Here is a 20,514-nt window from a genome sequence, read left to right as displayed (position 1 = left end):
CGCGCCTGCCCGCCGGTGGCCGCCACCTCCGCGTCTGCGGCGCGCCGGAAAAGGGCTGACGCCACGGCAGCCGGGGCCTAGCATGTGCCCATGGGCACCACGGAATGGGGCGTCCGGCCACTCCTTCTCGTCGTCGACGGGGACGCGCACAAGCTCGGGCGGACGGAGACGGAGCTGTCCCGCGCCTTCGGGGCCACGCACCGGGTCCGCGGCGAGCTGACGGGGGAGGACGCGGGGCGGGTCCTCGAGGGGGCGGACGTGCGGGACGAGCCGGTGGCCCTGGTCCTCGTGGGCGACGACCTGCCGGAGGCGGACCGGGACGAGCTGCTCGCGCTGGCCAGGACGCGCCATCCGGAGGCCCGCCGGTGCCTGCTCATCGACTGGGGCGCGTGGTCCGACCCCGGGGTGGCGTCCACGATCCTGCGCGGCACCGGCATCGGCGACCTGCACACCTACGTCCTGCGGCCCTGGACCGAGGCCGACGAGCTGTTCCACCGCACCGTCGCCGAGATCGTCCAGGACTGGTCGCGCACCGACCCCCGCACCCGCCGCGAGGTCGTCGTGGTCGCCGACCGGCACTCGGGCCGTGGCTTCGAGGTCAGCGACCTGCTGCAGCGCAACCGCATCCCCTACGCCTTCCGCGACCGGGCCGCCGAGCAGGGGCGCCGGGTCCTGGAGGCCGCCCGTCCCGAACGGGAGGGGGAGGTCGTCGTGTGGTTCCCCGCCCTCGGCGGCACGGTGCTGGTCGACCCCACCGACGAGCAGGTCCTCGCCACCTGGGGCATCCCGACGACCGTCGCCGACGACCAGCGGGAGGTCGACGTGCTCGTCGTGGGCGCGGGACCCTCCGGCATCGCCGCCGCCGTCTACGCGGCGTCCGAGGGGCTCAGCACCCTCGTCGTGGAACGATCCGCGATCGGCGGCCAGGCCGGCACCAGCTCCCTCATCCGCAACTACCTCGGGTTCTCCCGCGGGCTGAGCGGCTCCGAGCTGGCCCAGCGGGGCTACCAGCAGGCCTGGATGTTCGGGGCCCGCTTCGTCCTCACCCGCTCCGTGGAGTCGGTCGACGCGCGGGACGGCGGCTTCGTCGCGCGGGTCTCGGACCAGGGCGAGGTGCGGGCGCGCGCGGTCATCCTCGCCTGCGGCGTGGCCTACCGGCGCCTCGGCGTGCCCTCGGTGGAGGCGCTCACCGGCCAGGGGGTCTACTACGGCGCCAGCGTGTCCGCCGCGCACTCCCTCACCGGCCTCTCGGCCGCGGTCACCGGTGGCGGCAACTCGGCCGGGCAGGCCGTGCTGCAGCTGGCCCGCTACTGCCGCCAGGTCCACCTCGTCGTCCGTGGGCCCCGGCTCGAGGACACCATGTCGGCCTACCTCGTCGAGGCCATCGCCGGCGAGCCGGCCATCACCGTGCACCTGTCCTCGGACGTCACCGACGCCTCGGGCCAGGGCCGGCTGGAGCGGCTCACCCTCACCGACCGGGGCTCCGGCGCCACGCAGGAGGTCGAGGCCGACGGGCTCTTCGTCATGATCGGGGCGGAGCCGCGCACCGACTGGCTGCCCGAGAAGGTCCGCCGCGACGAGCGCGGCTTCGTCCTCACCGGCACCGACGCCGCGCACGACCCGTCCGACCTGGCCGTGCACCCCCACGAGACGTCGGTGCCCGGCCTGTTCGCCGTCGGGGACCTGCGCAGCGGCTCGGTCAAGCGGGTCGCCTCCGCCGTCGGCGAGGGCTCCGTCGTCGTCTCCGAGGTGCACCAGCACCTCGCCACGCCGCACGGGTGAGGGTATGCCGTCGGCCGGGCCTCCCCGGTGGTCGCGGGCAGGCCCGTGGTCGGGGATGGCGCTCGCGCTCCTGCTCCCGCTCCTCGGGCTGGCGCTGCTCCTGGCCCGTCCCGGCCTGGACCTGCGGTGGGAGCACCACCCCGGCCACTTCTGGCTGGTGCTCGTCACCGCGGGGCTCGCCTCGGTGCTGGCCTACGCCACCGGGGACGCCGCCGCCCGGCGCGGGGACGCCCGGCTGACCCACGTCTCGCTGGCGTTCCTGTCCTCGGCGGGCTTCCTCGGGCTGCACGCCCTCGCGACACCGGGGGTGCTGCTCGCCGCCTCCAACGTGGGGTTCGCCGTGGCCACCCCCGTCGGGGTCGCCCTGGGCTCGCTGTTCGCGCTGCGCTCGACCCGGGAGGTCGCGGGCGGGGAGGCGGTGGCCGAGGTGGCACGAGCCCGCCGGCTGCGGTGGGGGCTGCTCGGCGCGATGGTGGCGTGGGGTGCCGTCTCGCTGGCGGGGCTGCCGCCCCTGGATCGCCCGCCCGCCCGGGCCGAGGGGCTGCCCGGGCTCGTCGCGGTGGTCGGCATCGTCCTCTACGTGCTGGCCGCGTGGCGCTACGCACACCGGTGGCGCACCCGGCGGGAGGGGGTGCTCCTGGCCGTGGTGGCGGCATACCTGCTGCTGGCGGAGGCCCTCGTGGCGATGGCGCTCGCGCGCAACTGGCAGCTGTCGTGGTGGGAGTGGCACCTGCTGCTGCTGGCCGCGTTCGCGCTCGTCGCGGTCGCGGCGCGTCGCTCGTGGCGCGAGGAGCGCTTCGCCGCGCTCTACCTCGACGACACGGCGGCGGGGCGTCGCGAGGTGAGCGTGCTCTTCGCCGACCTGCAGGGCTTCACCACCTTCTCCGAGGCGCACCCCTCGGAGGAGGTGACCGAGATGCTCAACACCCACCTCGCCGCCGCGGTCCCCGCCGCGCTCCGGCACGGCGGGGACGTCGACCGGATCGTCGGCGACGCCGTCATGGTCACCTTCAACACCCGGGGTGACCAGCCCGACCACGCGGAGCGGGCGGTCCGGGCCGGTCTGGCCCTGCAGGAGGAGACGGCCCGGATCGTCGACGCCCACCCGGGCTGGCCCCGCTTCCGGGTCGGGGTCAACACCGGGCCGACGACCGTGAGCGTGCTCGGCGCCCACGGCGGGCGCACCCACACCGTCATCGGCGACACGGTCAACACCGCGTCGCGGATCGAGGGACGGGCGCCGGCCGGCGGGGTGGCGGTCGGGCCGGCGACGCTCGCGGCACTCCCCCCGTCGGTCCGCACCACGCCGCTCGGCGCCCTCGCCCTCAAGGGGAGGACGGAACCGGTGGAGACGTACCTCGTCCTCGGTCTGGACCCTTCGGTCAGGAGCACCCCATGAGCACTGCGGTCGACCATCTCAGCACCGGCCGCGCCGCCGTCGCCGACGGTCGGTGGGGGGCGGCCTACGCCGAGCTCGCCCAGGTCGACCGGGTGGCGATGGACGGGCACGACCTCGTCGCGCTCGCCGACGCCGCCTGGTGGACGGGCAGGGCCGACGAGGTGGACGGGCAGGGCCGACGAGGCCCTCGAGCTGCGGGAGTCGGCCTTCTCCGCCCTGCTGTCCGCGGAGGACGTGGAGGGGGCGGCCCGGGTGGCGGTCCTGCTGGCCTGGGACCACATCTCGCGGGGCGCCGCGGCGGTCTACCAGGGCTGGATGGCCAAGGCCGAGCGGCTGCTCGAGGGGCGTCACGACTCGTCGGCCTACGCCTACCTCGTCACGGTCCGCGGCTTCAACCGGATGGAGATGGGTGACGCCGCCGGGGCGCTGCCGGACCTGGAGCTGGCCGAGCAGCTGGGGTCGCGCCTCGGGGACGCCGAGGTGCAGGCGGTGGCGCGGATCGGGCGGGGGCGCATCCTCGTCCACGCCGGTCAGGTCGACGAGGGGCTGGCCCTGCTGGACGAGGCCTCGGCCGCCGCCGTGAGCGGTGAGCTCCAGCCGTTCGAGGCCGGCCTCGTCTACTGCGTGACCATCTCCGCCTGCCAGGACGTCGGGGACTTCCGGCGGGCGGCCGAGTGGACCGAGGGCTGCGGATGCGCGGCCGGTGGTCGGACGCCGAGACGCAGTGCCAGGCCGCCTGTGACGAGCTCAAGGACTACAACGCCTGGATCACGGCCGCGGGGCTCTACGAGATCGGGGAGATCCGCCGGCGGCGCGGGGAGTTCGCCACCGCGCAGGAGTCCTACCGGGCCGTGTCCGAGATCGGGGTGGACCCCCAGCCCGGTCTGGCGCTGCTGCGGCTCGCGGAGGGGAAGGTGGACGCGGGCGTGGCGGCGCTGCGGCGCAGCCTGGAGGAGGCCGAGGAGCCGCTGCGGCGGATGGCGCTGCTGCCCGCCCAGGTGGAGGTGTCGCTCGCGGCCGGCGACCTGGCGGCCGCGCGCGGGGCGCTCGCCGAGTTCGCGTCCACGGTCACGGCATACACGATCGGCGGGATGCCGGCGCCGGCGTTCGTGACGCAGCAGCACCTCGCCGAGGGGCGCATCCGGCTGGCCGAGCGCGACTGGGCCGGCGCCGTGCGCTGCCTCCGCGAGGCACGCTCGAGGTGGCAGCAGGTCGGGGCGCCGTACGAGGTGGCCCAGGCGCGGATGCTGCTCGGGATGGCCTACCGGCACCAGCGCGACGAGGACGGGGCGACCAGCGAGATCGAGGCGGCACAGTCGACCTTCGCCCGCCTCGGCGCCCGGCTGGACGAGGAGCGCGCCCGGGAGCTGCTCGGGCGCCTGGAGACGCGCCGGACGTTCGTCTTCACCGACATCGTCGGGTCCACCCAGCTGCTGGAGACCCTCGGCGACGAGAAGTGGCGCCGCCTCCTCGCACGGCACGACCAGCTGCTCCGGGAACGGATCGTGGAGGCAGGGGGTGAGGTCATCAAGCAGACCGGCGACGGGTTCTTCGCCTCGTTCGAGCACCCCAAGGCGGCGCTCCAGGCGGCCGTGGCGATCCAGCGGGCTCTCGCGGAGGAGGTCTTCGCGCCCGACGTCCGCGTCGGGGTGCACACGGGCGGGGCGTTCCACCCCGAGGGAGATGCCGCCGACTACGCCGGGCAGGGCGTGCACATGGCCGCGCGGATCGGCGCCGCCGCCGGCGCCGGGGAGATCCTCGCCAGTGCCGAGACCGTCCAGGACCTGACGGACACCGGGTCCCTGTCGGATCCCCGTGAGCTGCCGCTCAGGGGCTTCAGCGAGCCGGTGCCGGTCGTCTCGGTCGGCTGGCGGTAGACGACACACGACACGGCCCGGACCCCTGCGCAGGGGTCCGGGCCGCGGTCGTCGTCGGTGGCGTCAGCGCTTGAGCATCGACTCGGCGAGGTCCGCCAGTGCGTCGGCCAGCTCCTCGCGGGCGTCGTGGGCGCTCTCGAGGAGTCCCTTGACCCCCTTGCTCGCACCGCTGGAGCCGGAGTGCACGGCGCCGGTGACCCCGGAGGCGACCGAGCCGGCTACCCCCGCGACGCCGCCGGTGACCGCGCCGGCGGCGTTGCTGACGCCGCCCGCGACCGCCTGAGCGGCGTGCTTGGTGCCGGAGAGGAAGGACTGGCTGGCCAGCGTCAGGCCCGCCCCGACGAGCCAGACGTCCTTGGCCAGCGACGTGCCCTCGGTGGTGGGGCGGACACCGTCGGACTCGGTCATGCCGGGCGTCTTGAGGTACATCCCGGTCAGGCCCGCACCGAAGGCGGCCAGCGCGCCGCCGGCGATGGCCGAGGGGACGGTCGGCAGCAGGAGCAGGGCGCCCACGCCGATCTCGCCGTACCCGAGCAGCTTGGTGAAGTCGCCGGCCTTCATGTCCTTGAACATCGGGTAGACGCTCGAGGCCCAGCCGTGCATCTGCTCCTGGCCCTCCTCGTCGGCCTTGAGCTTGTTCAGGCCGGAGTTGAGGATGTAGGCGCCGGTCGCCAGGCGGATCGGGACGTGCGTGGGGTGCATGGTCACTCCTGTGTCGGACGGGGTGAGACGTGTTCCCCTACGGTATGTCGTGCCCGTCTCCCCTGCTACCCGGCGCCCCGCGCGGCCGAGATCCCGGGTGCGGCGGGGCTGACGGGGCGCCCTGGCGTCGGGGTGCCGGGACGGGACGGCGCAGGGATGCCAGGATGGGCGGGTGACCTCGGAGACGCGGATGGTGGCCCTGGGCTTCGGCAAGTTCGCCCGGGCGGACCGCATCTTCGCGCTCGAACGGATCACCGGGGACGAACGCGGCGAGGGTCGTCGCACCAGGGTCTGGATCGACGGCGTGGCCGACCCCCTCATCGCCTCACGCACCGAGGGCACGATCCTGCGTGACATGGGGCAGGACGCCGCCGTCGGACCGGACCTCGACGAGGCGCTCGACCTGGCCCAACGCCTGGCGGCCGCCGCCGACGCGGGGCGGGTCGATCTCAGCGACCTCGGTCGGCGGGCCCGGCGGCTGCTGGAGTCGACGACCGTCCCCGGCTGACCGCGCACCGGAGGCGGGGATCGATGTGCCGCGCTGTCGTGCCACGGGCGTCGTCAGGGCGATGACCGCGTCACGACAGCCGCGCACAGGCATGGCCGTGAGTCCTGCGCCGGCGGTGGCGTCCCTCACGCCTCGCGGGCCAGCGGCCCCGGCAGGGGCTCGGCGTGGACGACCGTGAGACCGCTCACGGCCCGGGTGAGCACGACGTAGAGCCGTCGGAGCCCGCTGCGCGTGTCCGGCTCGGCCGACGCGATCGCCGCGGGCTCCACCACGACGGCCTGGTCGAACTCCAGGCCCTTGGCCACGGTCGCGGGGACGAGGTGGACGGGCAGGATCCGCGCCTCGGCGTGCTCCCCGTCGAGCACCTCGTGCTCGACCCCGGCAGCGGTGAGGGCCGCGCCCACGTCCGGCACCCACGCGTCGGGGACGATCACCCCGACCGACCCCTCCTGCCGGGCGGCCCGGGCCGCGGCGTCCACCGCGCCGGCCACCGCGTCGTGCGCCCGCAGCACCTCCAGCCGACCGGGGTGCGAGCGAACCGACCGGGGCGCCCCCAGCCCGGGCGCCATGAGGGGGAGGAGGCGCGCGGCATACTCGATGACGGCGGCGGGCACGCGGAAGCCCCGGTCGAGCACCTCCAGGTGCACGTCGTCCGCGCCGAGGTCCTTGCCGAGGTGGGCCAGCGACTCCTCCCACGAGCCGGTCGCCCACGGGGTCGTGCCCTGCGCGATGTCGCCGAGCACGGTGAGCGAGCCCGTCGAGGCGCGGCGCCCGACGGCGCGCAGCTGCATGGGGGAGAGGTCCTGCGCCTCGTCGAGGACGACGTGGCCGAGGCTGGGCGTGCGCGCGAGAAGGTCGGTGACCTCGTCCAGGAGCACGAGGTCCGCCGCGCTCCACCGGGCCGACCCAGGTGCGCGGGACGGCTTGTCCCACACCATGTCCCGCTGGTCGTCCGCCAGCCCTTCGCCGCTCGACAGGACACGGTGCAGGACCGCCTGGGGCTTCAGCTCGGGCCACAGCGCCCTGACGTACGCGCGCACCGGCGCGGAGCGGGCGACGCTGTCCTGGACGGCGTCGTCGGGGGCGTCACCCGCTCGCTCCATGGCGACCAGGACGGCGTGGGCGAGGCGGTGGGGGAGCATGGCGCGGGCGGCGGCGTACCGGACGCCGCGGCCGCGCAGCTCGTCGAGGATGTCCTGCACCTCGTAGGCGGGGACCCGCCAGCGTCGCGCCCCCCTCGGCACGACGAGCGCGTCGGTCGCGGGGCGGACGTGCGACCACACCGCCGTCCGCAGGACCTCCGCCATCCTGGCCTCGCCCTTGAGGCGGGCGATCGCCGGAGGGTCGACGGCGCGCACCTGCCCGTGGGCCACGAGCTCCTCGACGGTGGTGTGCCGCACCGTGATCTCCCCGAGCGAGGGGAGCACCGCGCCGACGTGCTCCAGGAACGCGCGGTTGGGGCCGACGACCAGGACGCCGGTCCGGGACAGGCGGTCGCGGTAGGCGTAGAGCAGCCAGGCCGCGCGGTGCAGCCCGACGGCGGTCTTGCCGGTGCCGGGCGCGCCCTGCACGCAGATGGTGGTGCTGACGTCGGCGCGCACGATCTCGTCCTGCTCGGGCTGGATCGTGGCGACGATGTCGCGCATCGGACCGATCCGCGGGCGCTCGATCTCCCGGGCGAGGATCTCGCTGCCACCGGGCGTGCCGTCCCCCTCGCCGTCCGCCCCCTCGCCGCCCGTGACGAGCTCGTCCTCGAAGGCCGTCAGCTGACCCTGCTCCACCCCGAACCGCCGTCGGCGGACGACGCCCATCGGCTCGGCGGGGCTCGCGCGGTAGAACGCCGTCGACACCCCGGCCCGCCAGTCGAGGACCACCGGGTCGCCGTCCCCGTCCGTGACGTGCCGCCGGCCGATGTAGAGCCGCTCCGGGGTGTCGGTGTCGAGGCGACCGAAGAACAGGGTGGTGCGGGGGTCGTCCTGCAGCGCCCGGGCCCGCAACCAGAGGGTGTGCGCCAGCACCTCGCCGGCGACGGCGTCCCCGCCGTCGGCCTGGAGGCTGAGGGTGTGCTCGCGCATGCGGGCCAGCTCGGCACGGGCACGCTGCAGGTGCGCCTGCTCGGCGGCGAGCTCGGACGCGGGGGAGGAGGGCGGGGTATGGCGTGGGCTGGGCACGGCGGGGCACCTCGGCTGGGAGGGAGGGCCAGTGATGCTACCCGCCCGGTGGGACGGCGAGACGGCCGAGGGGTCAGACGGCCAGCCAGCAGATGGGCAGACGGCCGAGGGGCCGGACGGCCGAGGGGCCAGCAGGCTGCCTCAGGGGCGGCGGGCGCGCAGCGGGCGGGGCACCGGGCGTCGACCCCGGTGCCGCTCGATCGCCAGCTCGTAGTCCCGCACGAGCGACTCGGTCGCCGCCCGCCACGAGTGCTCCTCGGCGTCCTGGCGGGCAGCCCTGCCCATCCGCGTGCGCAGGTCGGCGTCGGTGACGAGGCGCTCCAGCCGGTCGGTCAGGGCGTCCGCGTCACCGGGAGGGACGAGGAAGCCGGTGCGCCCGTCGTCGACGACGAAGGGGATGCCGCCCGCGTCCGCCCCGATCACCGGGACGCCGCTGGCCATCGACTCCAGCGCCACCAGGCCCAGCGTCTCGGTCGTGGACGGGAACGCGAAGACGTCGGCCGACGCGTAGGCCGCGGCGAGGTCGGCGCCGCCCAGGTAGCCGGTGAACACCGTCGGGGTCCCGGCGAACAACCGCTCCAGCTCCGACCGGCCGGGGCCGGACCCGACCAGGGCGAGGCGAACGCCATACCGGGAGAGCCGGCGCACGGGTTCGACCAGCTGGTCGAGGTCCTTCTCCCGGGAGAGACGACCGACGTAGAGGACGAGCGGCGCGTCCGGGTGACCGTCGGTGAGGCGCTCGCGCATGGCGGCGGTCCGGGCGCCGGGGTGGTAACCCACGGTGTCGACCGCCTTCGGCCACAGGTCGACCTCCCGGATGCCCACCTCGCGGGCGCGGTCGACCATCTGCGCCGAGGTGCACAGGTTGACCTCGGCGAGGTTGTGCATCCACGTCGACCAGCCCTGGACGGGTGCGCGCAGCACCTGAAGACCGCCCCCGATGGCCGTCGTGTAGGACGGCACGTCGGTGTGGAAGCTGGCCAGCAGGGGCAGGTTGCGCCGCCGCGCGGACAGCACGCCGTAGGCGGCGAGCCACACCGGGTTGACCGCGTGCACGACGTCGGGCCGGAAGTCCTGCATCTCGCGCGCGATCCGGGGGGTGGGCAGGCCGACCATGATCTCGGGGTACCACGGGCGGAACGAAACCGACCGCACCCGCACCACCCGGTGCGGGCCGTAGCTGGCCGGGGGGTCACCCGGTGCGAAGACCAGGGCGGTGTGACCGAGCTCGCCCAGCTGGTCGAGGGTGCGGGTGACCCGGGTGACCACCCCGTCGACCTTGGGCAGGAAGACCTCGGTGAAGAGCGCGATGCGCACGCGGGTATGCCGTCCGCGCTCAGGCGGTCTTCTGGCCGGCGGGCGTCCGCGACACGGGCACGCCGGGCTGCTGCTCCTTGGTCCACACCGAGGTGCAGGGGATCTTGTCGAGGTCGACGCGGTCGGCGTAGCGGCGAGCCACGTCCTCGACCTCCACGAGCAGGCCCTCCTCGAGCAGGGTCGGCTCCAGGCCGAGGTCGAGGAAGGTGTCGTTGCGGACGTGCAGGTCGTTCTCGGCGGCCTCGTGGCGCGGGTTGGGCACCAGCTCCACCGTCGCGCCGCTGATCCGGGCCACGAGCTCGGCGAGGTCTCGCACCCGGTGCGTCTGGGTCATCTGGTTGAAGATCTTGACGCGGTCGCCGCGCGACGGGGGGTTCTCCAGCGCGATCTGCACGCACCGCACCATGTCGCGGATGTGGATGAAGGCGCGGGTCTGACCGCCGGTGCCGTGGACCGTGAGGGGGTAGCCCACCGCCGCCTGCATCAGGAAACGGTTGAGGACCGTGCCGTAGTCGCCGTCGTAGTCGAAGCGGTTGACGAGCCGCTCGTCGCGCAGCGTCTGGTCGGTGTGGGTGCCCCAGATGATGCCCTGGTGGAGGTCGGTGATCCGCAGCGCGTCGTTCTTGGCGTAGTAGGCGAAGAGCTGCTGGTCCAGGCACTTGGTCAGGTGGTAGATCGAGCCCGGGTTGGTCGGGTAGAGCATCTGCTGGCTGACGGTGCCCTCCGCGGGCTCGTCCAGGCGCACCTCGACGTCGAGGTAGCCCTCCGGGATCTTCATCCCCGCGGTGCCGTAGCCGTAGACGCCCATCGTGCCGAGGTGGACGACGTGGGTGTCCAGCCCGGCGTCGACCAGCGCGCACAGCACGTTGTGGGTGGCGTTGGTGTTGTTGTCCACCGTGTAGCGCTTGTGCCCGGGCGACTTCATCGAGTAGGGGGCGGCGCGCTGCTCGGCGAAGTGCACGAGCGAGTCCGGGCGCTCGGCGGCCAGGAGGGCCACGAGCCCGTCGTAGTCCTGGGCCACGTCCAGCTCGACGAAGCGCAGCTGGTGCCCGGAGACCTCCCGCCAGGCCTCCACCCGCTCCTCGATGCTGCGGATCGGCGTCAGCGAGGAGGCCCCGAGCTCCTCGTCGATCCGGCGCCGCGAGAGGTTGTCGACGATGATCACGTCGTGCCCGAGGTCGGACAGGTGGAGGGACGCGGGCCAGCCACAGAACCCGTCGCCGCCGAGGACCACGATCTTCACGCAGGAGCTCCTTGCACGGGGACCCCGCCGGCCGGCGGGATCGGACGGCGACACGCTACCAACGGATGCTGCCGGGTCCGGTGCGGGACGACCGGGGCGTCCGGGAGGTCCCGGGCGCCCCGGCCGTCGGACGGGGTATGCCGCGCGCCCCGCTCAGTCGGCCCGGGTCGCCAGGGTGGTGGTCACCTCGGTGCGCTCCCCGTCCCGGACGAACTCCAGGACCGCCTCCTCGCCCGACCCGCGCTCGCGGACCTGGCCGATGAGGGCGTCGGAGGAGGTGATGGACTCGCCGTCGATGCCGACGATGACGTCGCCCGGCTGCAGACCCACCTGCTCCGCCGGTGAGCCACCCTCCACGGCCTGCACCTCGGCACCGGTGAGGACGGCGCCGTCGACCTGGACCCGGCCGTCGAGCAGGCCGACGCCGAGGAAGGCGTGCTGGGCGGTACCGGTCCCGATGAGCTGGCCCGCGATGAGCCGGACCTTGGTGGCCGGGATGGCGAAGCCGATGCCGATCGAACCGGCCTGGGACTGGCCGGCGCTGGGCAGCGAGGCGATCGAGGAGTTGATCCCGACGAGCTGGCCGGCGCCGTTGACCAGCGCGCCTCCCGAGTTGCCGGGGTTGATGGCGGCCGAGGTCTGGATGGCGTTGGTGACGACCCGCTCACCCTGGCCGCCCCCGGTCGTGACCGGTCGGTCGAGCGCGCTGACGATGCCGGTGGTCACCGTCCCGGACAGGCCGAGCGGGTTGCCGACGGCCATGACGGGGTCCCCCACCGCCAGGGCGTCGTCGTCCCCCACCCCGATGGGCGTGAGGCCGTCGGGGACGGTCTCGAGCCGGACCACGGCGAGGTCGCTGGAGGTGTCGGTGCCGACCACGCTCGCGGCATAGCTGCGGCCGTCGTTGAGCACGACCCGCAGCTGCTCGGCACCCTCGACGACGTGGGCGTTGGTGACGACGTGACCGTCGGTGTCCCAGACCACCCCCGAACCGGTCCCGGACCCCAGCTGTCCGGCCACGTCGATCGAGACGACGCTCGGGCTGACCGCCCCCGCGACCGAGCGCCAGTCCTGCTCGCCCGTGAGGGAGACCGTGGTGCCCTCGGTCGCCCCGCCGTCGGTGGCGTCGGCCGCGCCGTCCTCGCCGGCGGAGACGGTGGTGGAGGAACCGGCGTTCCCGTCATCGGCGGCGCGGATCGCGGCGTAGGTCCCCCCGGAGGAGAGCACCGCGGCCAGCACGCTCGCCACCGCCACGTCGCCCCAGCGACGCGGCCGGCGCGTGCGCCTGCCAGCGGGCGGCGCGGCGGAGGAGGGCGCGGAGGAGGAGGGCGCGGAGGGGGCTGCGGAGGAGGAGGACGCGGAGGAGGCGGGGGCGGCCTCGGCCGCGCCGGGGGAAGCCTGGGCCGACGGCACCGGGACGGTCTGGTCCGGGCCCCGGGACGGGGTCCCGAACGGGTCGTGCCGATCCTCGTCGACCGGCCGCGGCGGCGCGGCCCAGGGGTCGCGGGGGTCGGGGCCGGAGGGATCAGGCTGGGGGCCCGTCGGTGTGGTCGTCATGTCCCCATCCGACACCATGGACGTCAGCGATCCCTGGGCGCGTGCTGTGAGGTGGCTGAACGACCCTCCACCAGCTGGGGCACCCGCCGGCGCACCCGGACGCCGCCGGTCACCGGCGGGGCGGCGGGCAGCTCCACCCGGAAGGTCGCCCCGCCCCCCGGCGTGGGCAGGTGCCTCACCAGCCCGCGGTGACGGGCGACGATGGCCGCGACGATCGCCAGCCCCAGACCGGTCCCGCCGGAGGCGCGGCTGCGGGACTTGTCCTCGCGGTAGAAGCGCTCGAACACGCGGTCCGCCGTGCCGACCGCCAGGCCGGGCCCGTGGTCGCGCACCTGCACGACGACCGACTCGCCGACCCGCCCGAGCGTCAGCTCGACGGGGGAGCCTGGCGGGGTGTGGTCGACAGCGTTGCCGACGAGGTTGGTCAGCACCTGCCGCAGCGCCCCGTCCTCCCCGATCACGGTGAGGTCGTCGTCACCGCCGGTCCCCTCGAGCGGCCCCAGGGTGATCGGCCGCTCCGGCGCCCGCACCCGCGCGTCCTGGACGACGTCGTTCCCGAGCACCATGAGGTCGACGCGGGTCGGCGACATCGCCGGCTCCGAGTCCAGCCGGGTGAGCGTCAGCAGGTCCTCGACCAGGCGCCCCATCCGGGTCGCCTCGTCCTCGATGCGGCGCATCGCCCCGGGCAGGTCGTCCGGGGCGACCGCCCCGACGCGGTACAGCTCGGCATACCCCTTGACGGTCGCGAGGGGGGTGCGCAGCTCGTGCGAGGCGTCGGCGACGAAGTCGCGCATCTTGCGCTCGGAGGCCTCGCGCACGGCGAAGGAGTGCTCGATCTGGGCGAGCATCCGGTTCAGCGAGTCGGACAGCGACCCGACCTCGTCGTTCGCGCCGCGCGGGGGGACCCGGCGCGCCAGGTCGCCGGCCGCGATGCCGGCAGCGGTGTCCTCGATGCGGGTGAGGGGGCGGAAGGCGCGGCGGACGGCGAACCAGCCGAGCACGCCCACCACGACGAGCGTGGTCAGCCCGATCACCGCGGTGAGCCAGGCCAGCGTGCGCACGGTGCTGTCGACGTCGGTCAGCGGGACGGCCACCGCGATCGTGCCGCCCTCGGAGAGCCGGGCAGCCAGCACCCGCCAGGAGCCGTCGTCGTCACGCGCCTCCACGGTGAAGGGGACGCCGAGCCGGGGGTCACCCTCGCCGATCCGCCCCAGCTCGGGCGCGCTGATCTCCGGGCGGGTGGGCACCACGAACGGCGTGGGGGGCACGTCGTCCTCCACCGGCGTGTAGACGACGTAGTAGGGATTGGGCGGGACGAAGGTCTGCCGGGGGAGCGTGAACGGCTGCCCGGTCGACTCCTCGACCATCTGGCTGTAGGCCTGACGGGCGAGCGGGGTGATGTAGGCGTCGAGGTCGGCGTCGGAGCGCTCGAGGAGGTAGCCGCGCAGCATCATCAGCGACACCGACGTGGTCAGCACGTAGGCCGCCAGCACGAGGAGGACGACGACGGTGACCAGCCGCCGGGTCAGCGAGAGGTTGTGCAGCCGCTGGTAGGACGCGCTGCGCAGCCTCCCGAGTCGGCTCACCGCGGGGCGCGGAGGACGTAGCCGACGCCGCGCTTGGTGTGGATCAGGGGCTCACCGACCACGTCGACCTTGCGTCGCAGGTAGGAGATGTAGGACTCGACGATGTTCATCTCGCCCCGGAAGTCGTAGTCCCAGACGTGGTCGAGGATCTGGCTCTTGGACAGCACCCGGCCGGGGTTGAGCATCAGGTAGCGCAGGAGCTTGAACTCGGTGGGGGAGACCTCGATGACCTGCCCGTCGCGCCGCACCTCGTGGCTGTCCTCGTCGAGCTCGAGGTCGGCGACCCGCAGCACGTGGTCGTCCTCCTCGACGGTGCGGGTGCGCCGCAGCACCGCGCGGATGCGGGCGACGACCTCCTCGAGGCTGAACGGCTTGGTGACGTAGTCGTCGCCGCCCACGGTCAGGCCCTTGACCTTGTCGTCGAGCGAGTCGCGGGCGGTGAGGAAGACGATGGGGACGTCCAGCCCCCGCTCCCGCAGCGTCCGGGTGACGGTGAACCCGTCCATGTCGGGCAGCATGATGTCGAGCACCGCCAGGTCGATGTCGTGCTCGCCGGCCAGCTGCAGGGCGCTGCGCCCGTCGACGGCGGCATGCACGGCGAACCCGGCGAAGCGCAGGCTCGTGGTCAGCAGCTCGCGGATGTTGGTCTCGTCCTCGACGACGAGGAGCGTGGCCTCCGGCGCGTCGTTGATCGTGCTCATGCGTCCCATCGTCCGGTCGTCGCCTGGGAATCGGCTGAACGCACGCTGGGGACGTCGGTCCCGTCCCAGGCGGGGCTGATATCTTGCCCTCACGACAACGCGCTCCGGGGTCGGTGCAACTCCGAACCGGCGGTGACAGTCCGCGACCCGGCCGCAGCCAGCGGCCGGTTGACCCGGTGGAACTCCGGGACCGACGGTGAAAGTCCGGACGGGAGGCAGCGCGAGCGTCGACGGATCCGTCGTCGACGTCCACGGACCCGTGTGGTCCCGGACGTCCCGCCGGCCCTCGCCGCCCTCGTCTCCCAGCCCTCCCCGGGCCGCCCCACGGCGAGACGGAGGAGACGGCGGTGACCAGCACCGAGCACCACCTGGACGAGGCGGTCGACCGCGCCCTGCGCGGTCCCGCCCGCGACCGCAACCCCCGGGTCGGCTGCGTCCTCGTCGACCCCGCCGGTCAGGTCGTCGGGGCCGGGCACCACGCCGGCGCCGGCTCCCCGCACGCCGAGGTCGCGGCGCTCGCGTCCGCGGGCGACCTGGCTCGCGGGGCGACTGCCTACGTCACCCTCGAGCCCTGCAACCACCACGGCCGGACCGGCCCGTGCGCCCGCGCGCTGCGCGACGCCGGTGTCGTCAGGGTCGTGTATGCCGTGCCCGACCCCACCGCGCAGGCCGGGGGCGGCGCCGCCTGGCTGCGCGCGCACGGCATACCCGTCGAGCGGTGCGCGCACCCCGCCGCCGAGGCGCTGGTCTCCGACTGGGCGAGGGCGCGCACGCTCGGCCGCCCGCACGTCACCTGGAAGATCGCCAGCACCCTGGACGGTCGGGTGGCGGCGGCCGACGGCTCGAGCCGGTGGATCACCTCGGCCGAGGCGCGGGAGGACGCGCACCGGCTGCGCTCGCGCGTCGACGCGGTGGTCGTCGGCACCGGCACCGCGCTCGCCGACGACCCCGCCCTGACCGCCCGCACCCCCGACGGCGCCGCGGCGCCGGTGCAGCCGGTCCGTGTGGTGGTCGGGCTCCGGGACCTGCCCACCGGCGCCAGGCTCGGCCTCGGGCCCGACCCCGCCCTGCACCTGCGCACCCGCGACCCGCACGAGGTGCTGGCCGCGCTGACCGCCCACGGGGTGCACTCCGTGCTCCTCGAGGGCGGACCCACGCTGGCCGGCGCGTTCTGGCGGGCCGGGTGCGTGGACGAGGTCCTCGTCTACCTCGCCCCCGCCCTGCTCGGCGCCGGTGCGTCGGCCGTGCCGGACCTCGGGGTCCGCACGATCGACGACGCCGTCCGGCTCGAGCTGGCCGAGGTGAGGCCGGTCGGGCCGGACCTGCGCCTCCGGCTCGTCCCCGGCCGGCCGGCACCGTCGACCCCGCCCGGTCACCCGGCCGTGCACGCCCTCGTCCCACCCGTCCCGTCGTCCGAGGAGGACTGACCCATGTTCACCGGCATCGTCGAGGAGCTCGGCACGCTCACCACCCGCACCGACGGCCCCGACTCCAGCGTCATCGAGATCGCGGCCACCACGGTCACCGCCGACGTCCGGCACGGTGACTCGATCGCGGTGGACGGCGTCTGCCTCACCGTCGTCGAGCACGGGCCGGGACGGTTCACGGCCGACGTCATGGCCGAGACCCTCGCCCGCTCGACCCTGGGCCGCCTGACCGCGGGCGACCCCGTCAACCTGGAGCGGGCCATGCGCGCGGACGCGCGCTTCGGCGGGCACATCGTCCAGGGTCACGTTGACGCGACCACGACCGTGCTGTCGCGGGAGCCGGGGGAGCGGTGGGACGTCGTCACCCTCGCCCTCCCGCTGCAGCTGCGCCGCTACGTCGTGCTCAAGGGCTCGGTCACGCTCGACGGGGTGTCGCTGACCGTGTCCGCCCGGACCCCGGACACCTTCGCGGTGAGCCTCATCCCGACGACCCTCGAGCTGACGACGCTCGGGCGGCGCGGGCCGGGCGAGGAGGTGAACGTCGAGGTCGACGTGCTCGCGAAGTACGTGGAGTCGATGCTCACCGAGGGCGTCGTGCCGGCCGGCACCCAGGAGGGGTCCCGGTGACCCGCGCCGAGACCGCCGTGGCCGCAGCGCTGGACGCGCTGCGCGAGGGTCGGCCGGTCCTCGTCCTCGACGACGTCGACCGGGAGAACGAGGGTGACGTCGTCCTCGCGGCGCAGACCCTCACCGACCGCTGGCTGGGCTGGACCGTGCGGCACAGCTCCGGCTACGTCTGCGCCCCGATGCCGGGCGCGTGGGCGGACCGGCTCGAGCTGCCGCTCATGGTGGAGCACAACGAGGACCTGCTGCGCACGGCATACACGGTGACGGTGGACGCGGCCACCGGGGTGACGACGGGGATCAGCGCGGCGGACCGGGCGCGCACGCTGCGCGTGCTCGCCGACCCGGCCACGACCGCCGCGGACCTGCGTCGTCCCGGGCACGTGGTGCCGCTGCGGGCGCGCGAGGGCGGGGTGCTCGCCCGACGCGGCCACACCGAGGCCGCGGTGGACCTGTGCCGGCTCGCCGGGCTCGCGCCCGTCGGGGTGATCGCCGAGCTCGTCGACGACGAGGGCGAGATGCTCCGCGGCCCGCAGGTGCTGGAGCTCGCCGCCGAGCACGGGCTACCGGTGCTGACCATCGCCGACCTCGTGGCCCACCGTCTGGTGCACGACTCGGTCCGCCGCGAGGTGACGACGGTGCTCCCGACCGAGCACGGGGAGCTGGTCGTGCACGGCTACCGCGACCTGGTCACCGGCGTCGAGCACCTGGCCCTCGTCGGGCGCCCTGACCCGGGCCCGGAGCCGCTCGTGCGCCTGCACTCGGAGTGCCTGACCGGCGAGGCGCTCGGGTCGCGGCGGTGCGACTGCGGCCCGCAGCTGCAGGACGCCCTGGCCCGCGTCGCCGCCGAGGGCGGTGTCGTCGTCTACCTGCGCGGCCACGAGGGTCGCGGGGTGGGGCTGCTCGACAAGCTGCGGGCCTACGCCGTCCAGGACACCGGCGTCGACACGGTCGCCGCGCAGCACGCGCTGGGGCTGCCCGTCGACGCACGGGACTACGCCGCCGGCGCGGCCGTCCTGCACGACCTCGGGCTGGCCGGGCGGCCGCTGCGCCTCATCACGCACAACCCCGACAAGGCCGCGGCCCTGCTCCGCCACGGGCTGCAGGTGGCGGCCACGGAGCGGTCGCGGACGGTGCCGCCGCCTGAGGCGCACGCCTACCTGCGCGCCAAGACCGAGCAGCTCGGCCACGTCCCCCACGCGCTGCCGGAGGTGCCCCACGCGCTGCCGGAGGTGCCGCAGGCGCTCCCCGGCGCGGCCGGTGCCGCGGGCCCGGCAGGCACGCACGGCATACCGACCCCGAGCACGATGAGGAGCACCGCATGAGCAAGGCCGGAGCGCCCACCCTCTCCGTCGACGCCGCAGGTCTGCGGGTCGCGGTCGTCGCCGCGTCGTGGCACACGACCGTCATGGACGGGCTGCTGGAGGGGGCCCGCCGCGGTCTGGCGGACGCCGGCGTGAGCGAGGTGACCGAGATACGCGTGCCGGGCAGCTTCGAGCTGCCCGTCGCCTGCGCGCGCCTCGCCCGGACCGGCAGGTATGACGCCATCGTCGCCCTGGGTGTGGTGATCCGCGGGGGCACCCCCCACTTCGACTACGTCTGCTCGGCCGCCACGGAGGGCCTGACGCGCGTGTCGGTCGACACCGGCGTGCCGGTCGGTTTAGGGGTGCTGACCTGCGACGACGAGGATCAGGCGCTGGACCGTGCCGGGCTGCCGGGGTCGTCGGAGGACAAGGGCCACGAGGCGGCCACCGCCGCGGTCGCCACGGTCCTCGCGCTCCGCGCCGTGCCGGCCTGAGGGGTCACCGCACGAGGCCGACGATCGATGTGCCTCCCTGCCGTGACGCAGGCGTCGCCAGGGCGATCGTCGTGGCACGACAGCGACGGCCAGGCATCGCCGCGGATCGCGTAGGTGCCCCTCAGCCGACGGTCGGCGTGGGGTCGAGGCTGTCGAGGTCGTCGGCGTCCACGATGCGGTAGGCGTAACCCTGCTCGGCGAGGAAGCGCTGGCGGTGGGCGGCGAACTCGGCGTCCACGGTGTCCCGTGAGACCACCGTGTAGAAGTGCGCCGTGCGGCCGTCGCCCTTGGGGCGCAGGACCCGCCCGAGCCGCTGGGCCTCCTCCTGCCGGGAGCCGAAGGTGCCGGAGACCTGGATCGCCACCGACGCCTCCGGGAGGTCGATCGAGAAGTTGGCGACCTTGGACACCACGAGCAGCGTGATCTCCCCCTCGCGGAACTGGCGGAACAGCTCCTGGCGCTGGGTGACGGTGGTCTCACCGGTGATGAGCGGGGCGTCCAGGGTGCTCGCCAGCTGGTCGAGCTGGTCGAGGTACTGGCCGATGACCAGCGTCGGCTCCCCGCGGTGCCTGGCCACGAGCCGACGCACCACCTCGTCCTTCGCCGGGGCGCAGGAGGCGAACCGGTAGCGCTCGTCGGGCTCGGCCACGGCATACGCCATCCGCATCGGCTCGGGCAGGCTGACGCGCACCTCGACGCAGTCGGCCGGGGCGATCCAGCCCTGGGCCTCGATGTCCTTCCAGGGGGCGTCGAAGCGCTTGGGGCCGATGAGGGAGAACACGTCGGACTCCCGGCCGTCCTCGCGCACGAGGGTGGCGGTGAGCCCGAGGCGGCGGCGCGCCTGTAGGTCGGCCGTCATCCGGAAGATCGGGGCGGGCAGCAGGTGGACCTCGTCGTAGAGGACCAGACCCCAGTCCCGCGCGTCCAGGAGGTCGAGGTGGGTGTAGACGCCCTTCCGTCGGGTGGTCAGCACCTGGTAGGTGGCGATGGTGACGGGCCGGATCTCCTTGCGGGCGCCGGAGTACTCGCCGATCTCCTCCTCGGTGAGCGAGGTGCGGCGCAGCAGCTCGTCACGCCACTGGCGCGCACTGACGGTGTTGGTGACGAGGATGAGGGTCGTGGTGCCGGACCGGGCCATCGCCCCCGCACCCACGAGCGTCTTGCCCGCGCCGCAGGGCAGCACGACCACACCGGAGCCGCCGTCCCAGAAGCCGTTGACGGCCTGCTGCTGGTAGGGACGCAGGCTCCAGCCGTCCTCGTGAAGGTCGATGGGGTGCTTCTCGCCGTCGACGTAGCCGGCGAGGTCCTCGGCGGGCCAGCCCACCTTGAGCAGCTCCTGCTTGAGGTGTCCCCGCTCCGAGGGGTGGACAACCACCGTGTCGTCGTCAACCCGGTCGCCGACCAGCGGCCGGATCTTCTTGTGCCGCAGGATCTCCGCGAGCACGGCGCGGTCGGTCGTGCGCAGGAGGAGGCGGGGCACCCCGGCCTCGTCCGGCTCCTTGAGGAGGGTCAGCCGGCCGTAGCGGTCCATCGTCTCGGCGACGTCGACGAGCAGCGGCTGCGGCACCGGGTAGCGGCTGTGGGTGAGCAGGGCGTGCACGACCTGCTCCGCGTCGTGCCCCGCCGCCCGGGCGTTCCACAGGCCGAGCGGGGTGACGCGGTAGGTGTGGATGTGCTCGGGGGCGCGCTCGAGCTCGGCGAAGGGCGCGATGTCGCGCCGCGCCGCCTCGGCGTCGGGGTGGTCGACCTCGAGGAGCAGGGTCTTGTCGGACTGGACGATCAGGGGGCCGTTCATCAGAGGTCTAACGGTATGGCGTGGCGC

At 74.6% G+C, this 20,514-nt stretch carries 16 protein-coding genes and 1 riboswitch; of the genes, 8 read left to right on the top strand and 8 right to left on the bottom strand.

Translation table 11 applies throughout. The annotated features are described in order from the left end of the window. Positions 1 to 90: 90 nt before the first annotated feature. The 3 genes from D4B81_RS19180 to D4B81_RS12110 all read left to right on the top strand — a co-directional run bounded on the left by D4B81_RS19180 (position 91) and on the right by D4B81_RS12110 (position 5,058). On the top strand, positions 91 to 1,782 hold the full coding sequence (locus D4B81_RS19180) for an NAD(P)/FAD-dependent oxidoreductase (protein WP_202613673.1): 1,692 nt from the start codon (positions 91 to 93) through the stop codon (positions 1,780 to 1,782). A 4-nt stretch (positions 1,783 to 1,786) separates the two neighbouring features. Continuing rightward, positions 1,787 to 3,181 carry an adenylate/guanylate cyclase domain-containing protein gene (locus D4B81_RS12115; protein ID WP_161965143.1) on the top strand — a complete coding sequence of 465 codons (1,395 nt, stop codon included), beginning with the start codon at positions 1,787 to 1,789 and terminating at the stop codon, positions 3,179 to 3,181. 692 nt (positions 3,182 to 3,873) lie between these two features. Then, positions 3,874 to 5,058 (top strand): adenylate/guanylate cyclase domain-containing protein, encoded by a 1,185-nt coding sequence (locus tag D4B81_RS12110; RefSeq protein ID WP_161965142.1) that lies wholly within the window; start codon positions 3,874 to 3,876, stop codon positions 5,056 to 5,058. Between the two features lie 63 nt (positions 5,059 to 5,121). Here the strand turns inward: D4B81_RS12110 and D4B81_RS18540 are convergent, their stop codons facing one another. Next, positions 5,122 to 5,760, bottom strand: coding sequence for a hypothetical protein (locus D4B81_RS18540; RefSeq protein WP_202613672.1), 639 nt, complete (start codon positions 5,758 to 5,760; stop codon positions 5,122 to 5,124). A 172-nt stretch (positions 5,761 to 5,932) separates the two neighbouring features. Here D4B81_RS18540 and D4B81_RS12100 point away from each other — a divergent pair, with 172 nt between their 5' ends. After that, complete coding sequence (locus D4B81_RS12100) at positions 5,933 to 6,268, top strand: hypothetical protein (protein ID WP_097188305.1); 336 nt, start codon at positions 5,933 to 5,935, stop codon at positions 6,266 to 6,268. A gap of 125 nt (positions 6,269 to 6,393) precedes the next feature. Here D4B81_RS12100 and D4B81_RS12095 read toward each other — a convergent pair whose 3' ends face one another. The 6 genes from D4B81_RS12095 to D4B81_RS12070 form a co-directional block, all read right to left on the bottom strand. Beyond that, positions 6,394 to 8,439 carry a HelD family protein gene (locus D4B81_RS12095; RefSeq protein WP_237565968.1) on the bottom strand — a complete coding sequence of 682 codons (2,046 nt, stop codon included), beginning with the start codon at positions 8,437 to 8,439 and terminating at the stop codon, positions 6,394 to 6,396. A 141-nt stretch (positions 8,440 to 8,580) separates the two neighbouring features. Beyond that, entirely contained in the window at positions 8,581 to 9,756 is a 1,176-nt protein-coding gene (locus D4B81_RS12090; RefSeq protein ID WP_122262863.1) for a glycosyltransferase, read from the bottom strand. A 19-nt stretch (positions 9,757 to 9,775) separates the two neighbouring features. Further along, complete coding sequence (locus D4B81_RS12085) at positions 9,776 to 10,999, bottom strand: NAD-dependent epimerase/dehydratase family protein (RefSeq protein ID WP_122262862.1); 1,224 nt, start codon at positions 10,997 to 10,999, stop codon at positions 9,776 to 9,778. 153 nt (positions 11,000 to 11,152) lie between these two features. Next, entirely contained in the window at positions 11,153 to 12,556 is a 1,404-nt protein-coding gene (locus tag D4B81_RS19175; protein WP_122262861.1) for a S1C family serine protease, read from the bottom strand. A 23-nt stretch (positions 12,557 to 12,579) separates the two neighbouring features. Then, the gene (locus D4B81_RS12075; protein ID WP_237565967.1) at positions 12,580 to 14,142 is read right to left on the bottom strand and encodes a sensor histidine kinase; all 1,563 of its coding nucleotides are present in this window, start codon (positions 14,140 to 14,142) and stop codon (positions 12,580 to 12,582) included. Beyond that, complete coding sequence (locus tag D4B81_RS12070; RefSeq protein WP_122262860.1) at positions 14,139 to 14,843, bottom strand: response regulator transcription factor; 705 nt, start codon at positions 14,841 to 14,843, stop codon at positions 14,139 to 14,141. The genes D4B81_RS12075 and D4B81_RS12070 overlap by 4 nt, the downstream gene beginning before the upstream one ends. Before the next feature lie 96 nt (positions 14,844 to 14,939). Further along, positions 14,940 to 15,068, top strand: a riboswitch (FMN riboswitch). A 122-nt stretch (positions 15,069 to 15,190) separates the two neighbouring features. Here D4B81_RS12070 and ribD point away from each other — a divergent pair. The 4 genes from ribD to ribH are packed head-to-tail and all read left to right on the top strand — an operon-like array spanning position 15,191 to position 18,692. Further along, positions 15,191 to 16,270 carry a bifunctional diaminohydroxyphosphoribosylaminopyrimidine deaminase/5-amino-6-(5-phosphoribosylamino)uracil reductase RibD gene (ribD, locus tag D4B81_RS12065; protein WP_122262859.1) on the top strand — a complete coding sequence of 360 codons (1,080 nt, stop codon included), beginning with the start codon at positions 15,191 to 15,193 and terminating at the stop codon, positions 16,268 to 16,270. A 3-nt stretch (positions 16,271 to 16,273) separates the two neighbouring features. Then, positions 16,274 to 16,897 carry a riboflavin synthase gene (locus D4B81_RS12060; protein WP_122262858.1) on the top strand — a complete coding sequence of 208 codons (624 nt, stop codon included), beginning with the start codon at positions 16,274 to 16,276 and terminating at the stop codon, positions 16,895 to 16,897. Next, a complete protein-coding gene (gene ribB / locus D4B81_RS12055; protein ID WP_122262857.1) occupies positions 16,894 to 18,219 on the top strand; it encodes a 3,4-dihydroxy-2-butanone-4-phosphate synthase in 1,326 nt (441 codons plus the stop codon). Before D4B81_RS12060 ends, ribB begins: the two co-directional genes overlap by 4 nt. Then, entirely contained in the window at positions 18,216 to 18,692 is a 477-nt protein-coding gene (gene ribH, locus D4B81_RS12050) for a 6,7-dimethyl-8-ribityllumazine synthase (protein ID WP_122262856.1), read from the top strand. Before ribB ends, ribH begins: the two co-directional genes overlap by 4 nt. Before the next feature lie 121 nt (positions 18,693 to 18,813). Here the strand turns inward: ribH and D4B81_RS12045 are convergent, their stop codons facing one another. After that, a complete protein-coding gene (locus D4B81_RS12045; protein WP_419866241.1) occupies positions 18,814 to 20,487 on the bottom strand; it encodes a DNA repair helicase XPB in 1,674 nt (557 codons plus the stop codon). Positions 20,488 to 20,514: the final 27 nt, after the last annotated feature.

Source organism: Ornithinimicrobium cerasi (assembly GCF_003702705.1).
Lineage (GTDB): Bacteria > Actinomycetota > Actinomycetes > Actinomycetales > Dermatophilaceae > Ornithinicoccus > Ornithinicoccus cerasi.
Note: the sequence above shows the minus strand (reverse complement) of the source record. Positions and strands in the feature narration are given on the sequence as shown.

Excerpts from the sequence above, each read along its gene's own strand:
- D4B81_RS19180 (WP_202613673.1), top strand. The coding sequence starts at position 91 with ATGGGCACCACGGAATGGGGCGTCCGGCCACTCCTTCTCGTCGTCGAC.
- D4B81_RS12115 (WP_161965143.1), top strand. The coding sequence starts at position 1,787 with ATGCCGTCGGCCGGGCCTCCCCGGTGGTCGCGGGCAGGCCCGTGGTCG.
- D4B81_RS12110 (WP_161965142.1), top strand. The coding sequence starts at position 3,874 with ATGCGCGGCCGGTGGTCGGACGCCGAGACGCAGTGCCAGGCCGCCTGT.
- D4B81_RS18540 (WP_202613672.1), bottom strand. The coding sequence starts at position 5,760 with ATGCACCCCACGCACGTCCCGATCCGCCTGGCGACCGGCGCCTACATC.
- D4B81_RS19175 (WP_122262861.1), bottom strand. The coding sequence starts at position 12,556 with ATGACGACCACACCGACGGGCCCCCAGCCTGATCCCTCCGGCCCCGAC.
- D4B81_RS12070 (WP_122262860.1), bottom strand. The coding sequence starts at position 14,843 with ATGAGCACGATCAACGACGCGCCGGAGGCCACGCTCCTCGTCGTCGAG.
- D4B81_RS12060 (WP_122262858.1), top strand. The coding sequence starts at position 16,274 with ATGTTCACCGGCATCGTCGAGGAGCTCGGCACGCTCACCACCCGCACC.
- ribH (WP_122262856.1), top strand. The coding sequence starts at position 18,216 with ATGAGCAAGGCCGGAGCGCCCACCCTCTCCGTCGACGCCGCAGGTCTG.
- D4B81_RS12045 (WP_419866241.1), bottom strand. The coding sequence starts at position 20,487 with ATGAACGGCCCCCTGATCGTCCAGTCCGACAAGACCCTGCTCCTCGAG.